The 18185-nt window shown below is 60.4% G+C and carries 21 protein-coding genes; 10 read left to right on the forward strand and 11 right to left on the reverse strand.

Annotation, left to right across the window (positions count from 1 at the left end):
* Positions 1–63 precede the first annotated feature (63 nt).
* The 8 genes from mraY to mraZ are packed head-to-tail and all read right to left on the reverse strand — an operon-like array spanning position 64 to position 7946.
* Entirely contained in the window at positions 64–1146 is a 1083-nt protein-coding gene (gene mraY / locus AB1805_09455) for a phospho-N-acetylmuramoyl-pentapeptide-transferase (GenBank protein ID MEW5745644.1), read from the reverse strand.
* Positions 1143–2630, reverse strand: a complete 1488-nt coding sequence (gene murF, locus AB1805_09460; GenBank protein ID MEW5745645.1) for a UDP-N-acetylmuramoyl-tripeptide--D-alanyl-D-alanine ligase — start codon at positions 2628–2630, stop codon at positions 1143–1145. Before murF ends, mraY begins: the two co-directional genes overlap by 4 nt.
* Positions 2631–2653: 23 nt before the next feature.
* Positions 2654–4324 carry a UDP-N-acetylmuramoyl-L-alanyl-D-glutamate--2,6-diaminopimelate ligase gene (locus tag AB1805_09465; protein ID MEW5745646.1) on the reverse strand — a complete coding sequence of 557 codons (1671 nt, stop codon included), beginning with the start codon at positions 4322–4324 and terminating at the stop codon, positions 2654–2656.
* Between the two features lie 29 nt (positions 4325–4353).
* The gene (locus tag AB1805_09470; GenBank protein ID MEW5745647.1) at positions 4354–6075 is read right to left on the reverse strand and encodes a penicillin-binding protein 2; all 1722 of its coding nucleotides are present in this window, start codon (positions 6073–6075) and stop codon (positions 4354–4356) included.
* A 16-nt stretch (positions 6076–6091) separates the two neighbouring features.
* On the reverse strand, positions 6092–6241 hold the full coding sequence (locus AB1805_09475) for a hypothetical protein (protein ID MEW5745648.1): 150 nt from the start codon (positions 6239–6241) through the stop codon (positions 6092–6094).
* Positions 6242–6267: 26 nt separating this feature from the next.
* The gene (locus AB1805_09480) at positions 6268–6621 is read right to left on the reverse strand and encodes a hypothetical protein (GenBank protein MEW5745649.1); all 354 of its coding nucleotides are present in this window, start codon (positions 6619–6621) and stop codon (positions 6268–6270) included.
* Positions 6618–7487: a 16S rRNA (cytosine(1402)-N(4))-methyltransferase RsmH gene (gene rsmH / locus AB1805_09485; GenBank protein MEW5745650.1), complete on the reverse strand. Its 870-nt coding sequence runs from the start codon at positions 7485–7487 to the stop codon at positions 6618–6620. Before rsmH ends, AB1805_09480 begins: the two co-directional genes overlap by 4 nt.
* 3 nt (positions 7488–7490) lie before the next feature.
* Positions 7491–7946 (reverse strand): division/cell wall cluster transcriptional repressor MraZ, encoded by a 456-nt coding sequence (gene mraZ / locus AB1805_09490; protein ID MEW5745651.1) that lies wholly within the window; start codon positions 7944–7946, stop codon positions 7491–7493.
* Between the two features lie 173 nt (positions 7947–8119).
* On the opposite strand from mraZ, the gene bioF reads away from it, so the two are divergent.
* From bioF to larB, 4 genes are all read left to right on the forward strand, one after another.
* Positions 8120–9277, forward strand: coding sequence for an 8-amino-7-oxononanoate synthase (bioF, locus tag AB1805_09495; protein ID MEW5745652.1), 1158 nt, complete (start codon positions 8120–8122; stop codon positions 9275–9277).
* A gap of 43 nt (positions 9278–9320) precedes the next feature.
* Positions 9321–10325 carry an NAD(P)H-dependent glycerol-3-phosphate dehydrogenase gene (locus AB1805_09500; GenBank protein MEW5745653.1) on the forward strand — a complete coding sequence of 335 codons (1005 nt, stop codon included), beginning with the start codon at positions 9321–9323 and terminating at the stop codon, positions 10323–10325.
* 297 nt (positions 10326–10622) lie between these two features.
* Positions 10623–11258, forward strand: a complete 636-nt coding sequence (locus AB1805_09505) for a YkgJ family cysteine cluster protein (protein MEW5745654.1) — start codon at positions 10623–10625, stop codon at positions 11256–11258.
* Positions 11259–11356: 98 nt separating this feature from the next.
* Positions 11357–12118, forward strand: a complete 762-nt coding sequence (larB, locus tag AB1805_09510; GenBank protein ID MEW5745655.1) for a nickel pincer cofactor biosynthesis protein LarB — start codon at positions 11357–11359, stop codon at positions 12116–12118.
* Positions 12119–12192: 74 nt separating this feature from the next.
* Here the strand turns inward: larB and AB1805_09515 are convergent, their stop codons facing one another.
* Both AB1805_09515 and AB1805_09520 read right to left on the reverse strand, forming a co-directional pair.
* Entirely contained in the window at positions 12193–12396 is a 204-nt protein-coding gene (locus AB1805_09515; GenBank protein MEW5745656.1) for a zinc ribbon domain-containing protein, read from the reverse strand.
* A gap of 74 nt (positions 12397–12470) precedes the next feature.
* Positions 12471–12863: a response regulator gene (locus tag AB1805_09520; protein MEW5745657.1), complete on the reverse strand. Its 393-nt coding sequence runs from the start codon at positions 12861–12863 to the stop codon at positions 12471–12473.
* A gap of 111 nt (positions 12864–12974) precedes the next feature.
* Here AB1805_09520 and AB1805_09525 point away from each other — a divergent pair, with 111 nt between their 5' ends.
* The 5 genes from AB1805_09525 to AB1805_09545 all read left to right on the forward strand — a co-directional run bounded on the left by AB1805_09525 (position 12975) and on the right by AB1805_09545 (position 16361).
* Positions 12975–13451, forward strand: a complete 477-nt coding sequence (locus AB1805_09525) for a helix-turn-helix domain-containing protein (protein MEW5745658.1) — start codon at positions 12975–12977, stop codon at positions 13449–13451.
* Positions 13448–14266 carry a substrate-binding domain-containing protein gene (locus AB1805_09530; protein ID MEW5745659.1) on the forward strand — a complete coding sequence of 273 codons (819 nt, stop codon included), beginning with the start codon at positions 13448–13450 and terminating at the stop codon, positions 14264–14266. Before AB1805_09525 ends, AB1805_09530 begins: the two co-directional genes overlap by 4 nt.
* A 293-nt stretch (positions 14267–14559) precedes the next feature.
* Positions 14560–15267 carry an ABC transporter permease gene (locus AB1805_09535; protein MEW5745660.1) on the forward strand — a complete coding sequence of 236 codons (708 nt, stop codon included), beginning with the start codon at positions 14560–14562 and terminating at the stop codon, positions 15265–15267.
* Positions 15264–15920, forward strand: a complete 657-nt coding sequence (locus tag AB1805_09540) for an ATP-binding cassette domain-containing protein (protein MEW5745661.1) — start codon at positions 15264–15266, stop codon at positions 15918–15920. The genes AB1805_09535 and AB1805_09540 overlap by 4 nt, the downstream gene beginning before the upstream one ends.
* Positions 15921–16196: 276 nt before the next feature.
* On the forward strand, positions 16197–16361 hold the full coding sequence (locus AB1805_09545; protein MEW5745662.1) for a DUF1328 family protein: 165 nt from the start codon (positions 16197–16199) through the stop codon (positions 16359–16361).
* Positions 16362–16453: 92 nt separating this feature from the next.
* On the opposite strand, the gene AB1805_09550 is transcribed toward AB1805_09545, so the two are convergent.
* Positions 16454–17140 carry a Crp/Fnr family transcriptional regulator gene (locus AB1805_09550; GenBank protein MEW5745663.1) on the reverse strand — a complete coding sequence of 229 codons (687 nt, stop codon included), beginning with the start codon at positions 17138–17140 and terminating at the stop codon, positions 16454–16456.
* 234 nt (positions 17141–17374) lie between these two features.
* Between AB1805_09550 and AB1805_09555 the strand changes: the two genes are divergently transcribed.
* The gene (locus AB1805_09555; protein MEW5745664.1) at positions 17375–18136 is read left to right on the forward strand and encodes a 4Fe-4S dicluster domain-containing protein; all 762 of its coding nucleotides are present in this window, start codon (positions 17375–17377) and stop codon (positions 18134–18136) included.
* The last annotated feature ends 49 nt before the right edge of the window (positions 18137–18185 follow it).

Genomic DNA, 18185 nt, shown 5'->3' on the forward strand with positions numbered 1-18185 from the left:
TCAGAAGGAACTATTATAACAATACGCGTACGCTAACCACTATACGGAGGTACTCTGCTCCTGTCACCTCAATTTTAAAGATGCCAGGCTGAATAATGCAAGTATTATTCCTATGATCCAGAACCGGACGATCACCTTCGGTTCCTGCCATCCCTTGAGCTCGAAATGGTGGTGCAGGGGCGCCATCCTGAAGATCCTCTTGCCGGTCGACTTGTACGAGGCGACCTGCAGCACCACGGATATGGTCTCGATAACGAAAATACCGCCGACCACGACCAGCACGATCTCGTGCTTCGTCACCACCGCGAGCGTGCCCAGCGCGCCGCCCAGACCGAGGGAGCCGACGTCGCCCATGAAGACCTCGGCAGGATAGGCGTTATACCAGAGGAACCCCAGGGAGGCCCCCAAAAGGGCTCCGCAAAACACGGTGAGCTCGCCGATGCCCGGCAGATAGAGCACCTGCAGATACCGGGCGAACTGCGCATGCCCCGAAAGGTAGACGAGGGCCATGTTCGCAATCGCCGCGATCGCGACGAGGCCGATCGCGAGGCCGTCGATGCCATCGGTGAGGTTGACGGCATTGGACGACCCTACGATGACAAACACGGCAAAGGGTATGTAGAAGACGCCGAGATCGAAAAGCCACCGCTTGAAAAAGGGGATGCTGAGCACCGTATTATAAGGGTCGTGCGGGTTGGCATAGAGGAAGACGCCGATGGCGAAGGCGATAGCCATTTGCGCTCCGAATTTATACCACGCCCGCAACCCCTTCGGGTTCCGCTTGACCACTTTGAGATAATCGTCGATGAACCCGATGGCGCCGAACCCGAGCAGCGCGATCATCACCATCCAGACGTACATGTTCCTGAAGTTGCCCCACATGAGCATGGCGACGGTGAGCGAGGTCAGGATGATGATGCCGCCCATGGTCGGCGTCCCTGCCTTCGAGAGGTGCGTCTTCGGCCCGTCCTCGCGTATCTGCTGGGTCATGCTGATGCGCCGCAGCCACCTGATCATCGGCGGCGCGATGAAAAACGAGACGAGCAGTGCCGTGAGCGCCGCGAGCGACGTCCTGAACGTAATATACCGAAAAACATTGAAGGCGGAGAGATAGCCGTGCATACCGTAGAGGAGCTCGAAGATCACTGCTGCGCCCTCCCCGGTCCGCGATGAGCCGCCTCGACCGCTGCCAGGACCCTTTCCATCCGCATGCCGCGGGACCCTTTGATGAGGACGATGTCTCCCTCTTTCACGATCGAGACCAGCGCCGCAGCAGCATTCTCCGCGGTATCCTCGTGCAGCGCCGTGCCCGTGAATGCGGCGACGGCGTGCGCCATGAGGGGACCGGCGCCGATGACGACAGCGACAGGCAGCTCCGCCATCCAGGCCCCGAGCTTCCGGTGCGCCTCGACGGCGAAGTCGCCGAGCTCGAGCATATCGCCGAGCACGGCTATCGCCCGCCGGGAGCCCTGCTGTCCCGGGCCCGATGCCTGAACGCGCCGCACCAGCTCTTTTACCGATGCCTCCATCGATGAGGGATTCGCGTTGTAGCAGTCGTTCAGATAGGTCACCCCGCCGATCCGCCTGATCTCGAATCGCAGCGCAACGCCGCCGAAGGCCTCGAGTCCTGCCTTGATCTCCTGCAGGGCAAACCCGATCGTAGAGGCGGCTGCGGCTGCGGCGAGGGCGTTGTACACATTGAACAGCCCTGCAAGCCGGAGCTGCACCGCTATCTGTTCACCTCGCGCGACCAGGGAGAACCTCGTCCCCTCGTCGCTGAACACCGTATCTTCGGCCCTGACCGTCGCCTCCGGCTGCTCGATGCCGAAGGTCACCACCGTTCCCTTGAACGTCTCGTTCACCCCTTCCATGAGAAAAGCGTCATCGGCATTGACGACGAGCTTCGTTACGTACGGAGCGATCTCGAGCTCCGCTGCCCTCACCCTCTCGATCGATCCGAACCCCTCGATATGCTCGTAGCCGATATTGGTGACCACGCCGATATCCGGCAGGCCGATGCTGCAGAGCTGGTCCACGTCCCCGGGCCGGTTGGTCCCCATCTCGAGAACCAGTGCGTCGGTATCCCCGCTGATCCGCGTCATGGAAAGGGGCATGCCGATGTGGTTATTGAGATTGCCAGCGGTCTTGAGCACGTTCCAGCGGGTCTCGAGAATCGAGCAGATCAGCTCTTTAGTGGTCGTCTTCCCGTTGCTCCCAACGACAGAGACGACGCTGCCCGCAAACCGCTTCCTCAGGAAGCGCGCCAGATCGTGGAGAGCCCGCAGGGTGTCATCCACCGCGATAAGAACTTTAGGAGCGGCGGCCCTGCCGTCGTAATCCGCACTATGCAATGACGGTTCCTGTGAGAGCGCCTCCATTACGCACTGCGCAGTACGATGTACCAGGGCGCCGCCGGCGACCTTCAGGGCATCTTTGACAAAGTCATGCCCGTCGAAGCGGTCTCCCTTGAGCGCCAGGAAAAGCTCCCCCTCCTTGATTGTCCTCGAATCGATGGATATGCCCGGGAATACGATCTCCGCCGGGGAGAAATCCGGCATGCCGCCGGGAGCGATAGTGAGAGGGATGAGCGTTCCCCCCGTTGCTTCGGCGATATCCTGCGCCTTGATCATGATTAAGCCTGTTACCTCCCGGTTCAGCAAGAGCACTCCTTCGACCGGGCGGAATAGAGCCCGTCATAGGTCGACCCGCCGCCGAACGCCGGCCTGCTGATCGTCCTCCGTATGGCGTTTTCGAGGGCGGTCCGGTCGCTGAAGCCGTGACGGATGCCCTTGATCTCCTGGTAATCCTCGTGCCCTTTCCCTGCCACCAGCACGATATCGCCGGAGGACGCCAGCTCGACCGCCATGCTTATCGCCACGTGCCTGTCGGGTATCACTATATAATTATCGGTTTTTATGCCTTTTTCTATATCCCGTATGATCGCCTTGGGGTCCTCGTTGCGCGGGTTGTCGGACGTGATAATGACGAAGTCGCTCAGTGCGGCGGCAATGGCGCCCATCTTCGAACGTTTTCCCTTGTCCCGGTTGCCGCCGCAGCCGACGACGGTGATGATCTTCCCGTTCCCGGCTCTCCCGGGCTCACCCTCGCCCGGCATCGAGAACCGGCGGCGCTTCACCTTCAGCATGCGCTCCGCTTTCTCGACGAAACGATACGCCTCGAGCAGCTGACGGGCGGTCAGGAGCAGGCGCTCCAGGGCGTCCTCGGTGTGGGCGTAGTCCACGACAGCGAGGAAATCCTGTCCCACGTCGACCTTTTCGAACCTTCCTTTCACCAATCCTGCCATAGCAATTCCCTCCCTTATTACCGGAAATGGTATTCCGAGCATTCGCGCAGCGCTCACTGCGGAAAGAATGTTGTAGAGATTCGTGGTTCCTACGAGAGGAGAGGTCATTGCAGCCTCCAGCACCGCATCCCCCTGCTCCTTGAGCCTTACGGTGAAAGATAATCCCTTGAAGGTCGATTTCACCCCGCTGACGGTAACGTCGGCATCGGCATTCTCGACGGCATAGGAGAGCGTGCGCGTCCCCCGCTCCCTGAGCGTCTCGAGAAGGCGGCGGCCGTACGCATCATCGGCATTGACCACGGCAAAGCCGCCGGCGGCGAGCAGCTCGGTAAAGAGCCTCTCCTTTGCCTCGAAATAAGCATCCATTGTCTTGTGGAAATCGAGATGGTCCCTCGTCAGGTTGGTAAACACCGCGCCGGCGAACCGCGTATGCGCCACCCGCTTCTGCGCCAGCGCATGCGACGAGACCTCGGTAACGATATGGCTGCAGCCCCGGTCAGCCATCTCCCGGAGCAGGGCCTGGAAGTCGGGGGCCTCCGGCGTCGTATGGGGCGCAGCCGCAACGGTATCCCTGATCAGGTACTGTATGGTCCCGATCAGGCCGACCGCCTTGCCCCACTGCTCGAGAATGGCCTTGATCAGGTAGGAGGTGGTCGTCTTCCCGTTCGTGCCCGTAATACCGACGACCGTGAGCTGCTCGGACGGCCTGCCGTAGAAGGCATGCGACAGCCGCGCCATCGCATCACGTATATCGTCGACGCCTATCCAGACCGCATCGCGAAAGCGGTCTTGCAGGCCCGTATCAATGCTCCCTTTTTCGTACACGACAGCCGCGGCGCCGCGCTCGAACGCGTCCTCGATGAAGTCATTGCCGTTGACCCGCTCGCCCTTTACGGCAACGAACAGCCAGCCTTTACCGGCTTTGCGGGAGTCGCAGGTTATCCCGGCGATGATCCGCCTGTCGTCTCCGCATACCGTATCGCCCTTCCCTATGATATCTCTCACTCTGATTTTGTTCATATGCACGCTCCCCCCGTCGATGGTGACGCTCATCTGCCTGCGATGGCGCTGCCGCCCGTCGAAACGAGCAGCAGCCGCTTCTCCGCTGCATCGTCCCTGGGCACACTGAGATAGGACAGGGACTCATCGGCGATCTTCTTGAATACAGGCCCTGCCACGACCCCGCCGTAATGGGCGCCCTTAGGCTCGTGGATCACGACGATCATCGCGAGCTTGGGGTCATTGGCGGGAACGAACCCGACAAAAGAGCTCACGAACTTGTCCTTGGAATACCGCTTCGTCTTGGGATCCATCAGCTGCGCCGTTCCGGTCTTTCCCGCCACTGCGTTGCCGTCGACAGCCGCGCCCGTCGCCGTCCCTCCCTCCTCGGTCACGGTCTGGAGGATACTCCTGAAGGTCGCCACCGCCTTTTCGGAAAGGATCCTCTTTGCTTCCGGCACAGCCCTGTAGACCGGGATACCGTCGGGAGAGAGGACCGCGGCAACGACATAGGGTTTGACGAGGGAGCCGCCGTTGGCGATCGCGGCGTACGCGCGCAGCACCTGGAGCGGCGTTACCGCTACCTCCTGTCCGATCGAGATCGAGCCGATGGACATGCCCGACCACCGCTCCGGCGGCCGCACCCACCCCGATACCTCACCGGCGAGATCGATGCCGGACTTTTCGGCAAACCCGAAGCGCCTGATATAGTCGTAGACCTTCTCGCGGCCCAGCGCAAGACCGATTTTTATTGTACCGACATTCGAGGACTTCTGTATAACCTCCTTGAAGGAGAGCACGCCGTGGCGGTGGGCGTCCTTGATCTTCCTGCCGCCGACTTCGATATGCCCGGCGCTGCAGTCGAACTTCGTCGACGGCGCCACGATCCCTTCCTCGAGCGCCGCCATGCCGACGACCACCTTGAAGGTGGAGCCCGGCTCGTAGCAGTCCGTGATGGCCCTGTTCCTCCGCTGCTCCGGGCCGACCTCGGAAGGGTCGTTGAGATCGAAGGTGGGCCTGTTCGCCATGGCGAGGATCTCGCCGGTGTAGGGGTCCATCATGACCGCGGTAGCCGAGGCGGCCCTCCAGTGCTCGGCAGCGGCATCGAGATTCTTCTCGAGGATATACTGCAGTCCCTCGTCGATCGTCAGCACGACGTTGTTGCCGCGGAGCTCCTTGCTGACGCCGTCGGAAAGGACGTTGCCCCTGGCGTCCCTGAGTATGGCCTTTGTCTCTCCGCCCTGTGCCGAGAGGGCGCGGTCGAGCTTCTGCTCCACGCCCTCGAGCCCGTTATTGTCGATACCCACGAAGCCGATGACCTGCGAGGCGAGGCTCCCTTTGGGATAGAAGCGTTTGGCATCCGCGACAAAGCCGATGCCTCTCAATTTCATATCGCGCAGCTTTCTCGTCTCGTCGATGCCCACCTTGCGTTCGATCCAGCTGAACCTTCCCTTGCTATCCATCTTTGCGAGGATCGCCTCGGGCCTCTTGCCGGTCGCCTGGGAGAGGGCGGCGGCAAGGCGCTCGCGGTCATTGACCTCTGCCGGATCGCAGTAAATGGACTCTGTCTCGACGTTGATGGCGAGCTCGCGGCCCCTCCGGTCGAAGATGACGCCGCGCTTGACCGGGATCGTCTCCTTCTTGAGCTGCTGCCCTTTCGCCTTTGCCAGGAACCACTGGTGGTTGATGAGCATGATGTCGACAAGCCGGGCGATCACCGCAATAAAGCCGGCGGTGATGAGCACGCTCAGTATGATCGGTCTCGCCTTCATCGATTCCCCGCTTCCCTTACTTCGAGAAAAACCATACTGCAATGCCCCAGAGCGCCAGCCCGCAGGAGATCGCTGCCAGCGAAAGTTCGAAGAACCGGGCGTCTCTCTCTTCGCTTTTCTGCACGGTACGCTCCCCGCTCTCCTCGGGCGCGTCCGGTCTCCTCATCCCGCTCTCCGCATCCGCCGGGCGCATCAGTGTGTCCTCCGGGCGCCGGCCTCATGGGCCGCCAGCGACGTCTTGTAGGCCTTGCGGTCCTTCTGCTCCTGGACGTACACCACCTTGACCCTGTCGGGAAAGGCGAAACCCGTGCCGTCGGCTGCCGCATGCTCGAGCCTGCCGACAGAGAGCAGGTTCGCGCGTGCGGCGAGCAGCCCCTTGCGGTCCTTCGTAAGCTCCGCCCTCTTTTTTTCGAGATGACTGAGCGTGTATTCCATCGAGACGACGCTCGAGCGGAGCCAGACGACGCTGAATATCATGACCAGCAGCGCGAGCAGCATTACCGGTTTGAGCAGACATACGATCCAGCTCCTCTTCCTGCCTCTCATAGTTTTTCGACCCCCCTCAGTTTCGCACTTCTCGACGAGGGGTTCGCCCTCATTTCGTCGGGTCCGGGGCTCACCGGTTTTTTGGTGAGCAGCCGTACCCGCCCCTCCCGGGCGCGGTCGCGCATCAGGTTCTTCACGATCCGGTCCTCGAGGGAGTGGTACGAAATGACGCAGAGCCTTCCGCCGGAGGCGAGCACCTCCAGGGCCGACGAAAGCCCCTCCTTCAGTTCATCGAGCTCCTTATTCACTTCGATCCGCAACGCCTGGAATGTCCTCGTAGCAGGGTGCGTCTTGCCCCTTCCTCCGTACACCTCCAGGACGAGATCGGCGAGCTCTTTCCCGGTGGCAATCGGCGCCTTCTTCCTGCGGGCGACGATCGCCCTTGCTATTCTCCTCGCTGCGGGCTCCTCGCCGTATTCGCGCAGGATCCTTTCCAGGTCCCGCTCGGAATATCTGTTCACCACCTGCCACGCGTCGAGCGCCTGGGAGGTATCCATTCTCATGTCGAGCCGCTCTTCCGAAAGAAAGCTGAATCCCCGCTCGTGCCGTTTCAGCTGGAGCATCGAAACGCCCAGGTCGAAAAGGGCGCCGTCAACGGCGCTTGGAGCGAGGGCCTGCAGAATATCCTTGAGGTCCGAGAAGCTCCCTTTGACGAGGCGGACCCGGCCATTGCCGAGCCGCTCGCGGGCAGCGGCGAGGGCGTCGTCGTCCCGGTCGATGCCGACCAACCTGCCCGTCGGGCCGAGCCGCCCGAGGATTTCAGCGGAGTGGCCTCCGAGCCCTACCGTCGCGTCCACATAAACTCCGTCGTCCCTGACTTGAAGCATCTCCATTGTTTCCCTCAACAAGACCGGTGTATGGATCATCTCCTAGAGGCCGTATCCGGCAAGCACCGATTCGAAGGCCCTGGCATCCACCTTTTTGGGATCGGTCACCGTATCCCATTCGCTCCTGTCCCAGACCTCGATCTTATCCAGCTGCCCGACGATGACCACCTCGGCCGCAATGCCGGCGTCCTCTCGATGCGATGCGGGGATAAGGACCCTTCCCTGCTTGTCGACCTCGCACTCGAGGGCCGAGGCGATGACCCGCCTGAGAAAATACTTCACCGCCTCCTCCATCCTGGGCATTGCCCGTATCTTCTCCTCCAGCCGGTTCCACTCGTCGAGGGGATAGATATGGAGGCACTTGTCAAAGGCAGCATTGGTGATATATAGTTTGGAATTATTGTATTTTGTAAGGATGATATCGCGTAAAGGAGCAGGGATGATGAGTCTCCCTTTCGGATCCAATGAGTAGTGGTATTTACCTAAAAACGAGGTCACCGATCCATTCTCCTCCACTTTCTACCACTTTTTACCACTCCATATTATGTGTTCGTTATCGGCGGTGTCAAGGAAAAAATTAATTTTTTTTAAAGCTTCCATATCTTGTGGCATCGCCATGGGATAAAACACTAAATATTGCGCATCAAGCTCAGAAATAGGGAATAATTAAAGTGTTTTCCGATGATCTGACCGAAGAGCTGGACCGGTTGCGGCGGGAGCACCTGTTCCGGCGCATCGAGGACCGCGGACCGGCCCGAAGCATGCAACGCCCGTCGCGGATATCCCTCGGCGGGAGGGAGTACATTAATTTCGCGTCCAACGATTACCTGGGTCTCTCCCTTCACCCGGCGCTCGGCGATGCGGCGAAGCAGGCGGTTGATACGTACGGGTTCGGGGCAGGCGCATCACGGCTTCTCGCCGGGGGCACCGAGGCACATGCGGAGCTGGAGCGGGCAATCGCCCGGTTCAAGGGAGCGGAACGGGCGCTGCTCTTCAATTCGGGATATACGGCGAACCTCAGCGCCATACCCGCACTCGCCCGCGAGGGAGACGTCCTGTTCAGCGACGAGCTGAATCACGCGAGCATCATCGACGGATGCCGCCTGAGCAGGGCGAGAGTGGTCGTTTACCGCCACCGGGATATGGACCACCTCGATGCGCTCTTGAAGCGCGAGAAGGGGCGAAGGAGCATTATCATCACCGACTCCGTATTCAGCATGGACGGCGATATCGCGCCGCTCCCGGAGCTCTGCAGCCTCTGCCGCACCCATGGCGCGCTGCTCTATATCGATGACGCGCACGGCACCGGCGTGCTGGGAACAGGCAGGGGCGCCCTCGCCCATTTCGGCATCCCTGCCGCACCGTGGATCGTTCAGATGGGGACCTTCTCGAAGGCGTTCGGCTCGTTCGGCGCCTTCATCGCAGCGGGAAGCGACTGCATCGAGTGGCTCATCAACACCGCCCGCGGATTCATCTTCTCGACGGCGCTGCCAGCCGCTGCTGCCGCGGCGTCGCATGCGGCGCTGTCGCTCGTCGAGGAGCGGGCCGACCTAGTCGCAGCGCTCTGGCGCAACCGCGAAGCGCTGGTGAGGGGCGTACAGGAGCAGGGATTCGATATCCTGCAGAGCGAAACCCCTATCGTCCCGGTCGTCGTGGGCGATCTGGCCATGACGGTGCAGTGCGCTGAGGCGCTGCGGAAGCGCGGTGTTTACGCGCCCGCCATACGGCCGCCGACCGTGCGCGTGGCGCGCCTGCGCGTAACGGTCACCGCCGCACACGAGCCGGCGGACATCGATGCGCTGCTCGAAAGCCTGGGGCGGTTCCGCTGAGCGGCGAATTTACTCTGAAATTATTTTTCTGCTATAGTCTCTTATGAATTATCCCGCAGGGTATATATCGGTCATAGGCGCAGGGAGCTGGGGGACGACGCTCGCAGCCCTGCTCGCGGAAAAGGGATACGACGTGGTCCTCTGGGCGCGCGAGGCGGAGCTCGTCAGGGATATAAACGAGAAGCGGGTCAACACCCTCCATCTCCCCGGCGTCACCCTTCCTGCGCAGATACGCGCAACGGCAGACATCGTCGAGGCCGTGGCCGAAGCCCGCTATATCGTCAGCGTCGTGCCTACCCAGTATATCCGCGCTGTCTTCACTCCCCTCGCCTCTCACCTCCGTACCGAGGCGGTCATCGTCAGCGCATCGAAGGGCATCGAGATCGACACGTTCCTGACCCCCTCCCGGATACTCACGGAGATCACGGGGAAGCCGGTCTCGGCCCTCTCGGGTCCGAGCTTCGCGCAAGAGGTCATCGCGCACCTGCCCACCGCGGTGACGCTCGCAACGGACGACAAGAAGACAGGGCTGCTGCTCCAGGAAATCTTTACCACCGATTACTTCAGGGTCTATACCCATGACGACCTCATCGGCGTCGAGATCGGCGGCGCGCTCAAGAACGTCATTGCGATCGCCTCGGGCATCTGCGACGGGCTGCGGCTCGGCCACGACGCGCGGGCGGCGCTCATCACCCGCGGCCTGAGCGAGATGGCGCGGCTCGGCGTAAGCATGGGCGCCAAAGCCGTCACCTTCTCCGGGCTCAGCGGCCTCGGCGACCTGGTGCTTACCTGCACCGGCTCGCTGTCGAGGAATTATACGGTGGGGTACAAGCTCGGCCAGGGCAAGCGGCTGGCGGAGATCACCGCGGAGACGGCGTCGGTGGCCGAGGGCGTCACCACCACGCTTGCGGCGCATGAGCTTTCGCGGAAGAGGCGTATCGATATGCCCATTGTCGAACAGGTGCACCTCACCCTTTACCAGGACAAGTCGCCGGCAGCTGCGGTGCGGGATCTCATGCACCGCTCCTTGAAGACAGAGTTCTACTGATGCCCGCGCTTTCTCCTGTCAATAGGCCTCGGTTATCGGTATAATAAGAACAGAGGCATAGAATGGACCCGTCGAAGAAACAAGTGCAAGAGCGCCGTACAGACGGCCACGAGAGCACACCGGGCAGCGAAGCCTGTGATGCGGCTCCTTCAGCCGCTGCCGTCCCTGTCCTTTCGGACGACGAGTTCTACGGCCTGTCCGTCGGCACGTGAGGGCCGAGCTGAAGGCCCGGGCGGCCCGTGCTGACGGTTTTCGGATACGAAAGCACTGCGCGTCTCCCTGCATGAAACGACCGCAATGAAAAAGATCCCGATCCCCGATCGCCACAGATTTCCCGACGACGAGAAAAGACTCTCCTGGCTTCCCCTCCTCCTCGATGCGTACGCCGTCGTCGACGAGGGAATCTCTGCCGCGGTGCGGAAAAGAGAGCGTGAGCAGGCTGCAGCGCTCGCCTGCGGGCAGGGGTGCAACGTCTGCTGCCGTGTCCTCAAAGATATTCCTGTCTACCCGCTCGAGCTCGTCGGCATCTACTGGTTCGCGATCGAAAAGATCGCCGGCCCCGACCGGGCGCTGCTCAAAAAGCAGTTCCTGAACCACGCCCGGTGGGCAGCCTGCCCCTTTCTGCTGCACGGGCTCTGCTCCCTCCACCCGCTCCGGCCCATGGCATGCCGGCAGTTCAACGTCTTCAATAAACGCTGTGAGGAGGGAGAAGACCCCTATCACACCAGGCGGGGAGATGTCCTCACGCCGATCGAGGAGTATGTCCACCAGGCCTTCTTCATCACGCTCCCCTTTTACGGCGTGACGGATGAATCCAATAAGGCGCATGTCATAAAAAACAACCTCATCCACACCCATGCCCGCGTTCTCCAGTCCCTCCCCTGGCACGAGCTCGCCGCCAGAATGGACGACTTCGATTTCAAGCACCGCTGAGGCGGTCTTCCGTTTGCCATCGCGTCCCCGCCCCTGCTACAATTGCTTATGTTTCATTCTTGCGCTCGTGATAGTGCGCGTTCTACTGGTGCGGAGACATGGAGAGAGAAAAGATAGAGCGGCTGCTTAAAAAGGTACGGGAGGGCACGCTGCCGGTCGGTGAGGCGGTGGAGGCGCTCAAGCACCTTCCCTATGAGGATATCGAGGTCGCCACTGTCGACCACCACCGGAGCCTGCGCAACAATATCCCGGAGGTCATCTTTGCCCAGAACAAGAGCGTCGATGATGTCGTCGCCATCGCCCGCACCATGCTCAGGCGGGCCGGCCGATTCTTCATCACCCGGGCTTCGGAAGAGATGCATCGCGCCCTCGCCATGGAGAAGGCGGTCTTTTACCCTGCGTCCCGGGTCATCGCCTGCGGCGCAGCGCGCGCCGGGAAGGGACAGGTGCTCGTCATTTCAGCAGGAACCTCCGACGCTCCTGTTGCGGAAGAGGCGGAGGTGACCGCCTCGTTCCTGGGCAGCAGGACGGAGCGGCTCGTCGACGTCGGGGTAGCGGGCATACACCGCCTCCTCAGCAGAAGGGCGGTCATGGAAAAGGCACGGGTCATCGTCGTGGTGGCGGGAATGGAAGGCGCCCTCCCCTCGGTAGTAGGAGGGTTGACGGACAAGCCGGTCGTCGCCGTACCGACCTCGGTCGGGTACGGCACGAGCCTCGGGGGGCTCACCGCGCTCTTCGCCATGCTCAATTCCTGCGTGCCCGGCCTGGCGGTGGTCAATATAGACAACGGCTTCGGCGCCGGATGCCTCGCCCATAAGATCAACATAATGGGACGGCCGGACCAGCGCGCAAAAAAATAAGACCGAAGGGAAACCCCTTCGGTCTTACTGTTTGACTGTCTCTTTCGCTAAACGACCGTTTAGCAGGCAGGTCCTCAGCCGCCGCCGAAGCCTCTGCCGAACCCCGAACCGAGAGACGAGCCGCCGCCTGTGGGGCAGCAGCTGAAGGAAGACAGCTTCTTCTTTACCTCGTTCGCACCGCACTTCGGGCACTTTGTATCGCTCTCCCGTGCAGTGATGCTCTGGTAGACAGAAAAAGACTCCTTGCACCGCGTGCAGGCATATTCATAAATCGGCATCCTTCACGCACCTCCTTAACCGTTGTTGCCTAATAATTGCACATTTTCGAAATCAAAGTCAAACAGGCCTCTCCTTACTCGTTGAATTTATTAAGTCTTTCGACATGCCGCCGATATTCCCCGTTCTGGAAGAGGGAGAGGAGGTCATGCAGCCTGAACGGCTTCGAGAGAAAAGCCTGCGCTCCCGCCCTGAGGAGCTCGCCCGCTTCGCAATAAGCGCTGATCCCGATGATGAAGAGGTGCGGATAGCGCTCACGGAGGATCGCGACCAGCTCCGCTCCGTTCAGCTCGGGCATGACATAATCGCTGATAACAACATCACAGTGCTGCTTCTGCAAAAAGTCGAGCGCCTGCCTCCCGTTATTGACGCCGTGGACGATAAACCCCTCGATATGCAGGAATTCTTTCAGGAGCTCGATCACTGCTTCATTGTCATCAACCACCAGCACCGTTCTCTGTTCTGTCATAAATTCCCCCAAAAAGATAATCATGTATTTTTACTACTATCAGTTGTATTTGTCAATATGCTGCAACCAGAGCTTGCTAGATTTTTGGCACGCGCTCGTTTAGAGTGTCTTATGACTAAAAATTCGAAAAAAGGCATCGGCCAGACCATAAAGGGGCTGAGAAAGGTGCGGGGCATATCCCAGATGGAGCTCGCCGAGAAGATCAACGTCTCTTACCAGCAGATCCAGAAGTACGAAAAAGGCGTCAGCAGTATCAGTGTGGACCGGTTGAAACAGATCGCCCGGGCCCTCAACGTGCCGACAAGCTCCTTTTTCATGAATGATCGTGATGTCGTTGCCGAAACACCGGCGCCGTATGGGAAGATGACCGATGACGAGCAGCAGCTGCTCCAGATGTTCAGGGAGATCAGGGACAATAAGGTTGAAGAGAGCGCTGCTCGAGTTTCTCAGGTCCATAGCGAAGTGACCAGCCGGCAGGCCGTTTTCGAGAGCCCGACTGTCTCCCGCCCCGTAGCTCCTCGCGGAATCGTGGTATACTGCAACGCACTCTACTACTCTCGTTTCCACAAGGAGGAAAGCATGCCATGAGTCGGATACCCGGCCTGTTGCTTGCAGTAATACTCCTGTTCGGCGCCGTACCGGCACGCCCTGCCGAAGCGGAGATCATCCTCGCCTCGACGACGAGTACCGAAAACTCCGGCCTTTTCGGTTATGTCTTGCCGCTCTTTGAGAAGAAGACCGGCATCAAGGTGAAGGTTGTCGCCCGGGGCACCGGAGCCGCCATCGAGATGGGCAAGCGGGGCGATGCCGATGCAGTGTTCGTCCATGCAAAAGAGCAGGAGCTGAAGGCGGTCGAGGAAGGGGAGTTCGTGAACCGCCACGATGTCATGTACAACGATTTTGTCATCATCGGGCCGACCAATGATCCGGCAAAGATCGAGGGCACTAAATCGGCTGCCGATGCTTTCAGGAAAATAGCTGAAAGCGGGACCGCCTTTGTTTCAAGGGGGGACAACTCCGGTACGCATACGAAAGAACTAGCCATCTGGAAAAAGGTCGGCACAGAGCCGAAGGGACAGAAGTGGTATCTCGAAGTCGGCCAGGGCATGGAGAAGACCCAGAGGATCGCCGACGAGAAGCGTGCCTACACGCTTACCGACCGGGGCACCTGGCTTGCAACGAAAGATAAAGATAAGCTCGATATGGTCATCGTCCTCGAAGGCGACCCGCTCCTCTTCAACCAGTACGGCGTGATGGCGGTCAATCCGCAGAAGCACAAGCACGTGAAGTATAAAGAGGCTATGGCCTTCGTGAACTGGATCGTTTCTGAAGAGGGACAGCAGGCGGTCGCTTCCTTCAGGGATAAAAACGGCAACCCGCTCTTCATTCCGAACGCACGGTAAAAGGGGAGCTGATGCTGGTGATGAGCAGGGGGGGCTATGCGGTTTTGAGGGGAATTCCTGGCTCTGGTGCAGCCCATAAAGGCGGAGCCTTTGGGGCGAACCACCAGTGCGGGGGTATCTACGAGGATCGAGTTCAACACCCTTTGCTCTGGAGCAAACGAAGAATAATTCCCCTCAAAACCGCATAGCCCCCCCTGCTCACATAGGGCAATTGCACAAAAGAGCCCGGAGAGGGAGCGAGGCCCTCTGCAACAGACCCTCTCCGCTCTGTGTTTCCGTTATAATAGTGATCTATGGATTTTATCCTCAAAAGTTTTCACGAAGCCTTTGAGCTCATCGTCGGTCTCGATCCCGAGCTGCTCCGCATCATCCTCCTTTCGCTGGCGGTCTCGGGCACGGCCCTCGTCATAGCGACCCTGATCGGCCTTCCGCTGGGCGCGCTCTTCGGGCTGAAGAACATCCCGGCCCGGGGGCTGCTCGTCAGCATCGTGAATACCTTCATGGGACTCCCCCCGGTGGTGGTGGGTCTTTTCGTATACCTCATGCTCTCGAGGCGCGGGCCCCTCGGTTTCATGGGACTGCTCTATTCACCCGGCGCCATGATCATCGCCCAGACCATCCTCGCTCTTCCCATTGTCACGGCCCTCTGCCACTCCGCTCTTATCAATGTCGATCCGGTCATCAAGCAGGCTGCCCGCACCCTCGGCGCCACGCCGCTGCAGGTGGCGGCGACGGTTATCAGAGAGGCGCGGTACGGCATCATGTCCGGGGTCATCGCCGCCCTGGGAAGGGTGATGGCCGAGGTGGGAGCGATCCTCATGGTCGGGGGGAACATAGCGGGCTACACAAGGGTGATGACCACTACCATCGCCCTCGAGACGGACAAGGGGAATTTCGAGCTCGCCCTCGCCCTGGGCATGCTCCTGCTGCTCCTCTCCCTGCTCATCAACGCCTCGCTGCATATCGTCCAGAAGAAAGGAGCGATCCCGGCTACGCGATGAGCCTTATCCTCTCGGCAGACCATCTCTGGAAAAGCCATAACGGCAGGGACATCCTCAGGGACTGCTCGTTCACGTTCGACAAGGTCGGGACCTATGTCCTCACCGGCCCCAACGGCTGCGGCAAATCGACCTTTCTCAGGATCTGCGCCATGGTGGAGCCCCCGGACAGAGGCGCGGTGCGTTTTTTCTCGGGCGGCGACCCGGTCGCGCCCGGTCTCGACCTCACACGGCGCATGACGCTCGTGCTGCCGAAAGTCGGTGTGTTCAACACCTCGGTCTTCAATAATGCCGCCTACGGTCTGAAGGTCAGGAAAGCGACGGGAACGGTGATCGAGGAGCGGGTCGGGAGGTGTCTGGAGCTCGTCGGGCTCGCGCATAAGAGGAACCAGAACGCCCTTACTCTTTCGAGCGGTGAGACGCAGCGGCTCGGCATCGCCCGGGCGCTCGCACTCTCACCGGAGATCCTTTTCCTCGACGAGCCGACCGCCTCGGTGGATCAGAAAAATACCGTCCTCATCGAGGACCTCATACTCACCATGAAGCAGCAGCGTACGGTACTGGTCATCATGACCACGCACGACAGGGCGCAGGCCGCGCGTCTCGCCGACTCCCTGCTCGTTATGGACGGGGGCGCCATACAGCGCCGAAGTTGACACCCCCCTGCTCATTTGCTATATATGAAGTAGGAGAAGGCTTCTTGGAACATCCCTTCGGCAGGCAGCGCACATACCGCTTCTCGTTCATTGTCACCGCCCCGCTCAGGTCTGAACAGCACTGCTGCTACAACTCGGCAGCGCCTTTGGCGCTATGGCAGCATTTTCGAGCACGGCTTCCGGAGGAGAGCACCCGCTCCTCCCCTCACTGCGAGTAGTAACCGGGAACGTGGAAGAATTTCCCCTCACCAAGCCACCACAACAAGGAGGTACGCTATGTTGTCATGGGCCATCATCTTCCTGATCGTCGCCATCATTGCAGGGATATTCGGCTTCGGCGGGATCGCCGGCACCGCGGCATGGATCGCAAAGGTGCTGTTCGTCATCTTTCTGGTCCTCTTCCTGGTATCCCTCATCTTCGGCCGGAGATCGCGCATATGACCGACGCCGCCTCTCGCACCTGCGCGCCGGGGCATATCCGCAATCGGTATCCTGAGTGACCATTAACCCGGCTGGGGGTTAATGGTCATTTCCTATTCGGCGCGCTTGCCCTCAGCAGCAAGCCCTTCCAGGGCCCTCCGGTCCAGAAGGGTAATGCGCCGCCCCTGGACCTGGATTATTCCCTGGCTGCTCAGCTTGCCGAGGATCCTCGATATCGTCTCGGGAATGGTCCCCAGAAGGCTCGCCAGCTGGCCCTTCGTGATGGTCAATTCCAGCTCACCCGAGCCGTCTTCGCGATCGCTCAGATAGAGCAGGTAGGCTGCCAGCCTGCCCGGCACCTCTTTGAGGGAGAGCTCCTCGACGAGACGGGTCAGCTGCCTGAGCAGCCGCGAAAGCTCGGCGAGCATGTTCATGGCGAGGGAGGGGTCTTTTTTGATGAGATCGAGAAAGCCCGACCGGGGGAAAAAGAAGACGCGGCTCTTCTCGATAGCCTCCGCATGAGCGGGATAATGGCCGCCGGCGAACATCGGCACCTCGCCGAAGGTCTCTCCCGGTCCCATGATATGGAGGATCTGCTCTTTTCCTTCAGAAGATATCTTGAATATCTTGACCCGCCCCGAGGCGACCACGTAAAAGCCGGTCGCCTCTTCGCCCTCGGTGAATATCGCCTGCCCCTTGCCGAAGACCTGGTCGACCATCATGGTCACCACCTCTTCGAGCTGCTCCTCCTGCAGGCCGTGAAACAGCGGAATCGCTGCAACCATATCCGTAATGCCCATGCTATCCCTCCTTGCGGGCTCTTCGCGGCGATAGGCCTGTCGAAAAGTCCCGAGCCCGGCATACCGGCGCCTCCCTGCAACGAGAAAAAGAGCCCTTTGATTTAAGTCAATGCAGGGTGAAACGGCCCTCCGATAGAATAACACTAAGGGGAGCGGCAAGAAAATCGTGCGGCGCTCCCGCATATGGCAAAGCGAATAAGCGTGCTTTATAATTAAAGTAGCCCGGAGGGACTCATGAAGACGAAGAGAAAGATCATCGAGATTGACGAAGCGCTCTGCAACGGCTGCGGGCAGTGTGTCACGGATTGCGCCGAAGGGGCGCTCAAGGTAGTCGACGGCAAGGCGCGCCTCGTAGCGGAAGTTTTTTGCGACGGCCTCGGGGCCTGCATCGGCGGCTGCCCGACCGGCGCCCTGCAGATCATCGAGCGGGATGCGGACGAGTTCGACGAGAAGGCGGTCGAAGAGCACCTGAAGCAGCAGGAGACGGCAGGCCAGAAGCACTCCCCCCACCCTGCTCCGGTGCAGGGGGGCTGCCCCGGAAGCCGCATCCAGATGTTCGGCGGCTCGCCCTGCAGCGAGGCGAACAGGCCGGTTGCACAGGGTCCGGGCGCATCGGCGCTCTCCCACTGGCCGGTGCAGATCAGGCTGGTGCCGCCTGCAGCGCCGTTCCTCAAGGGAGCAGACCTCCTGGTCGCTGCGGATTGTACGCCGGTGGCGTATCCCCGCTTCCATAGCGAGCTGCTGAGAGACAGAGTAGTCATGCTCGGCTGCCCCAAGTTCGACGACGCCGATCAGTATATCCAGAAATTTACCGATATCTTCAGGACGGCGGGCGTCAAGAGCGTCACGATCGTCACCATGGAGGTCCCCTGCTGCTCACGGCTCCCCCATATCGTCGAACGGGCCATGGCGATCGCAGGGAAGAGCATCCCCGTTGAAGAGGTCGTCATCAGCACACGGGGAGAGATCATCAACCGGAAAAAGGCGGCGGTATAGGTGTAGCTTTTAGCGGTCAGCATTCAGCATCGCACGCTCTCGCGTTCCA

The sequence above is a fragment of the Nitrospirota bacterium genome, from assembly GCA_040752355.1.
In the GTDB taxonomy this organism is placed as follows: domain Bacteria; phylum Nitrospirota; class Thermodesulfovibrionia; order Thermodesulfovibrionales; family Dissulfurispiraceae; genus JBFMCP01.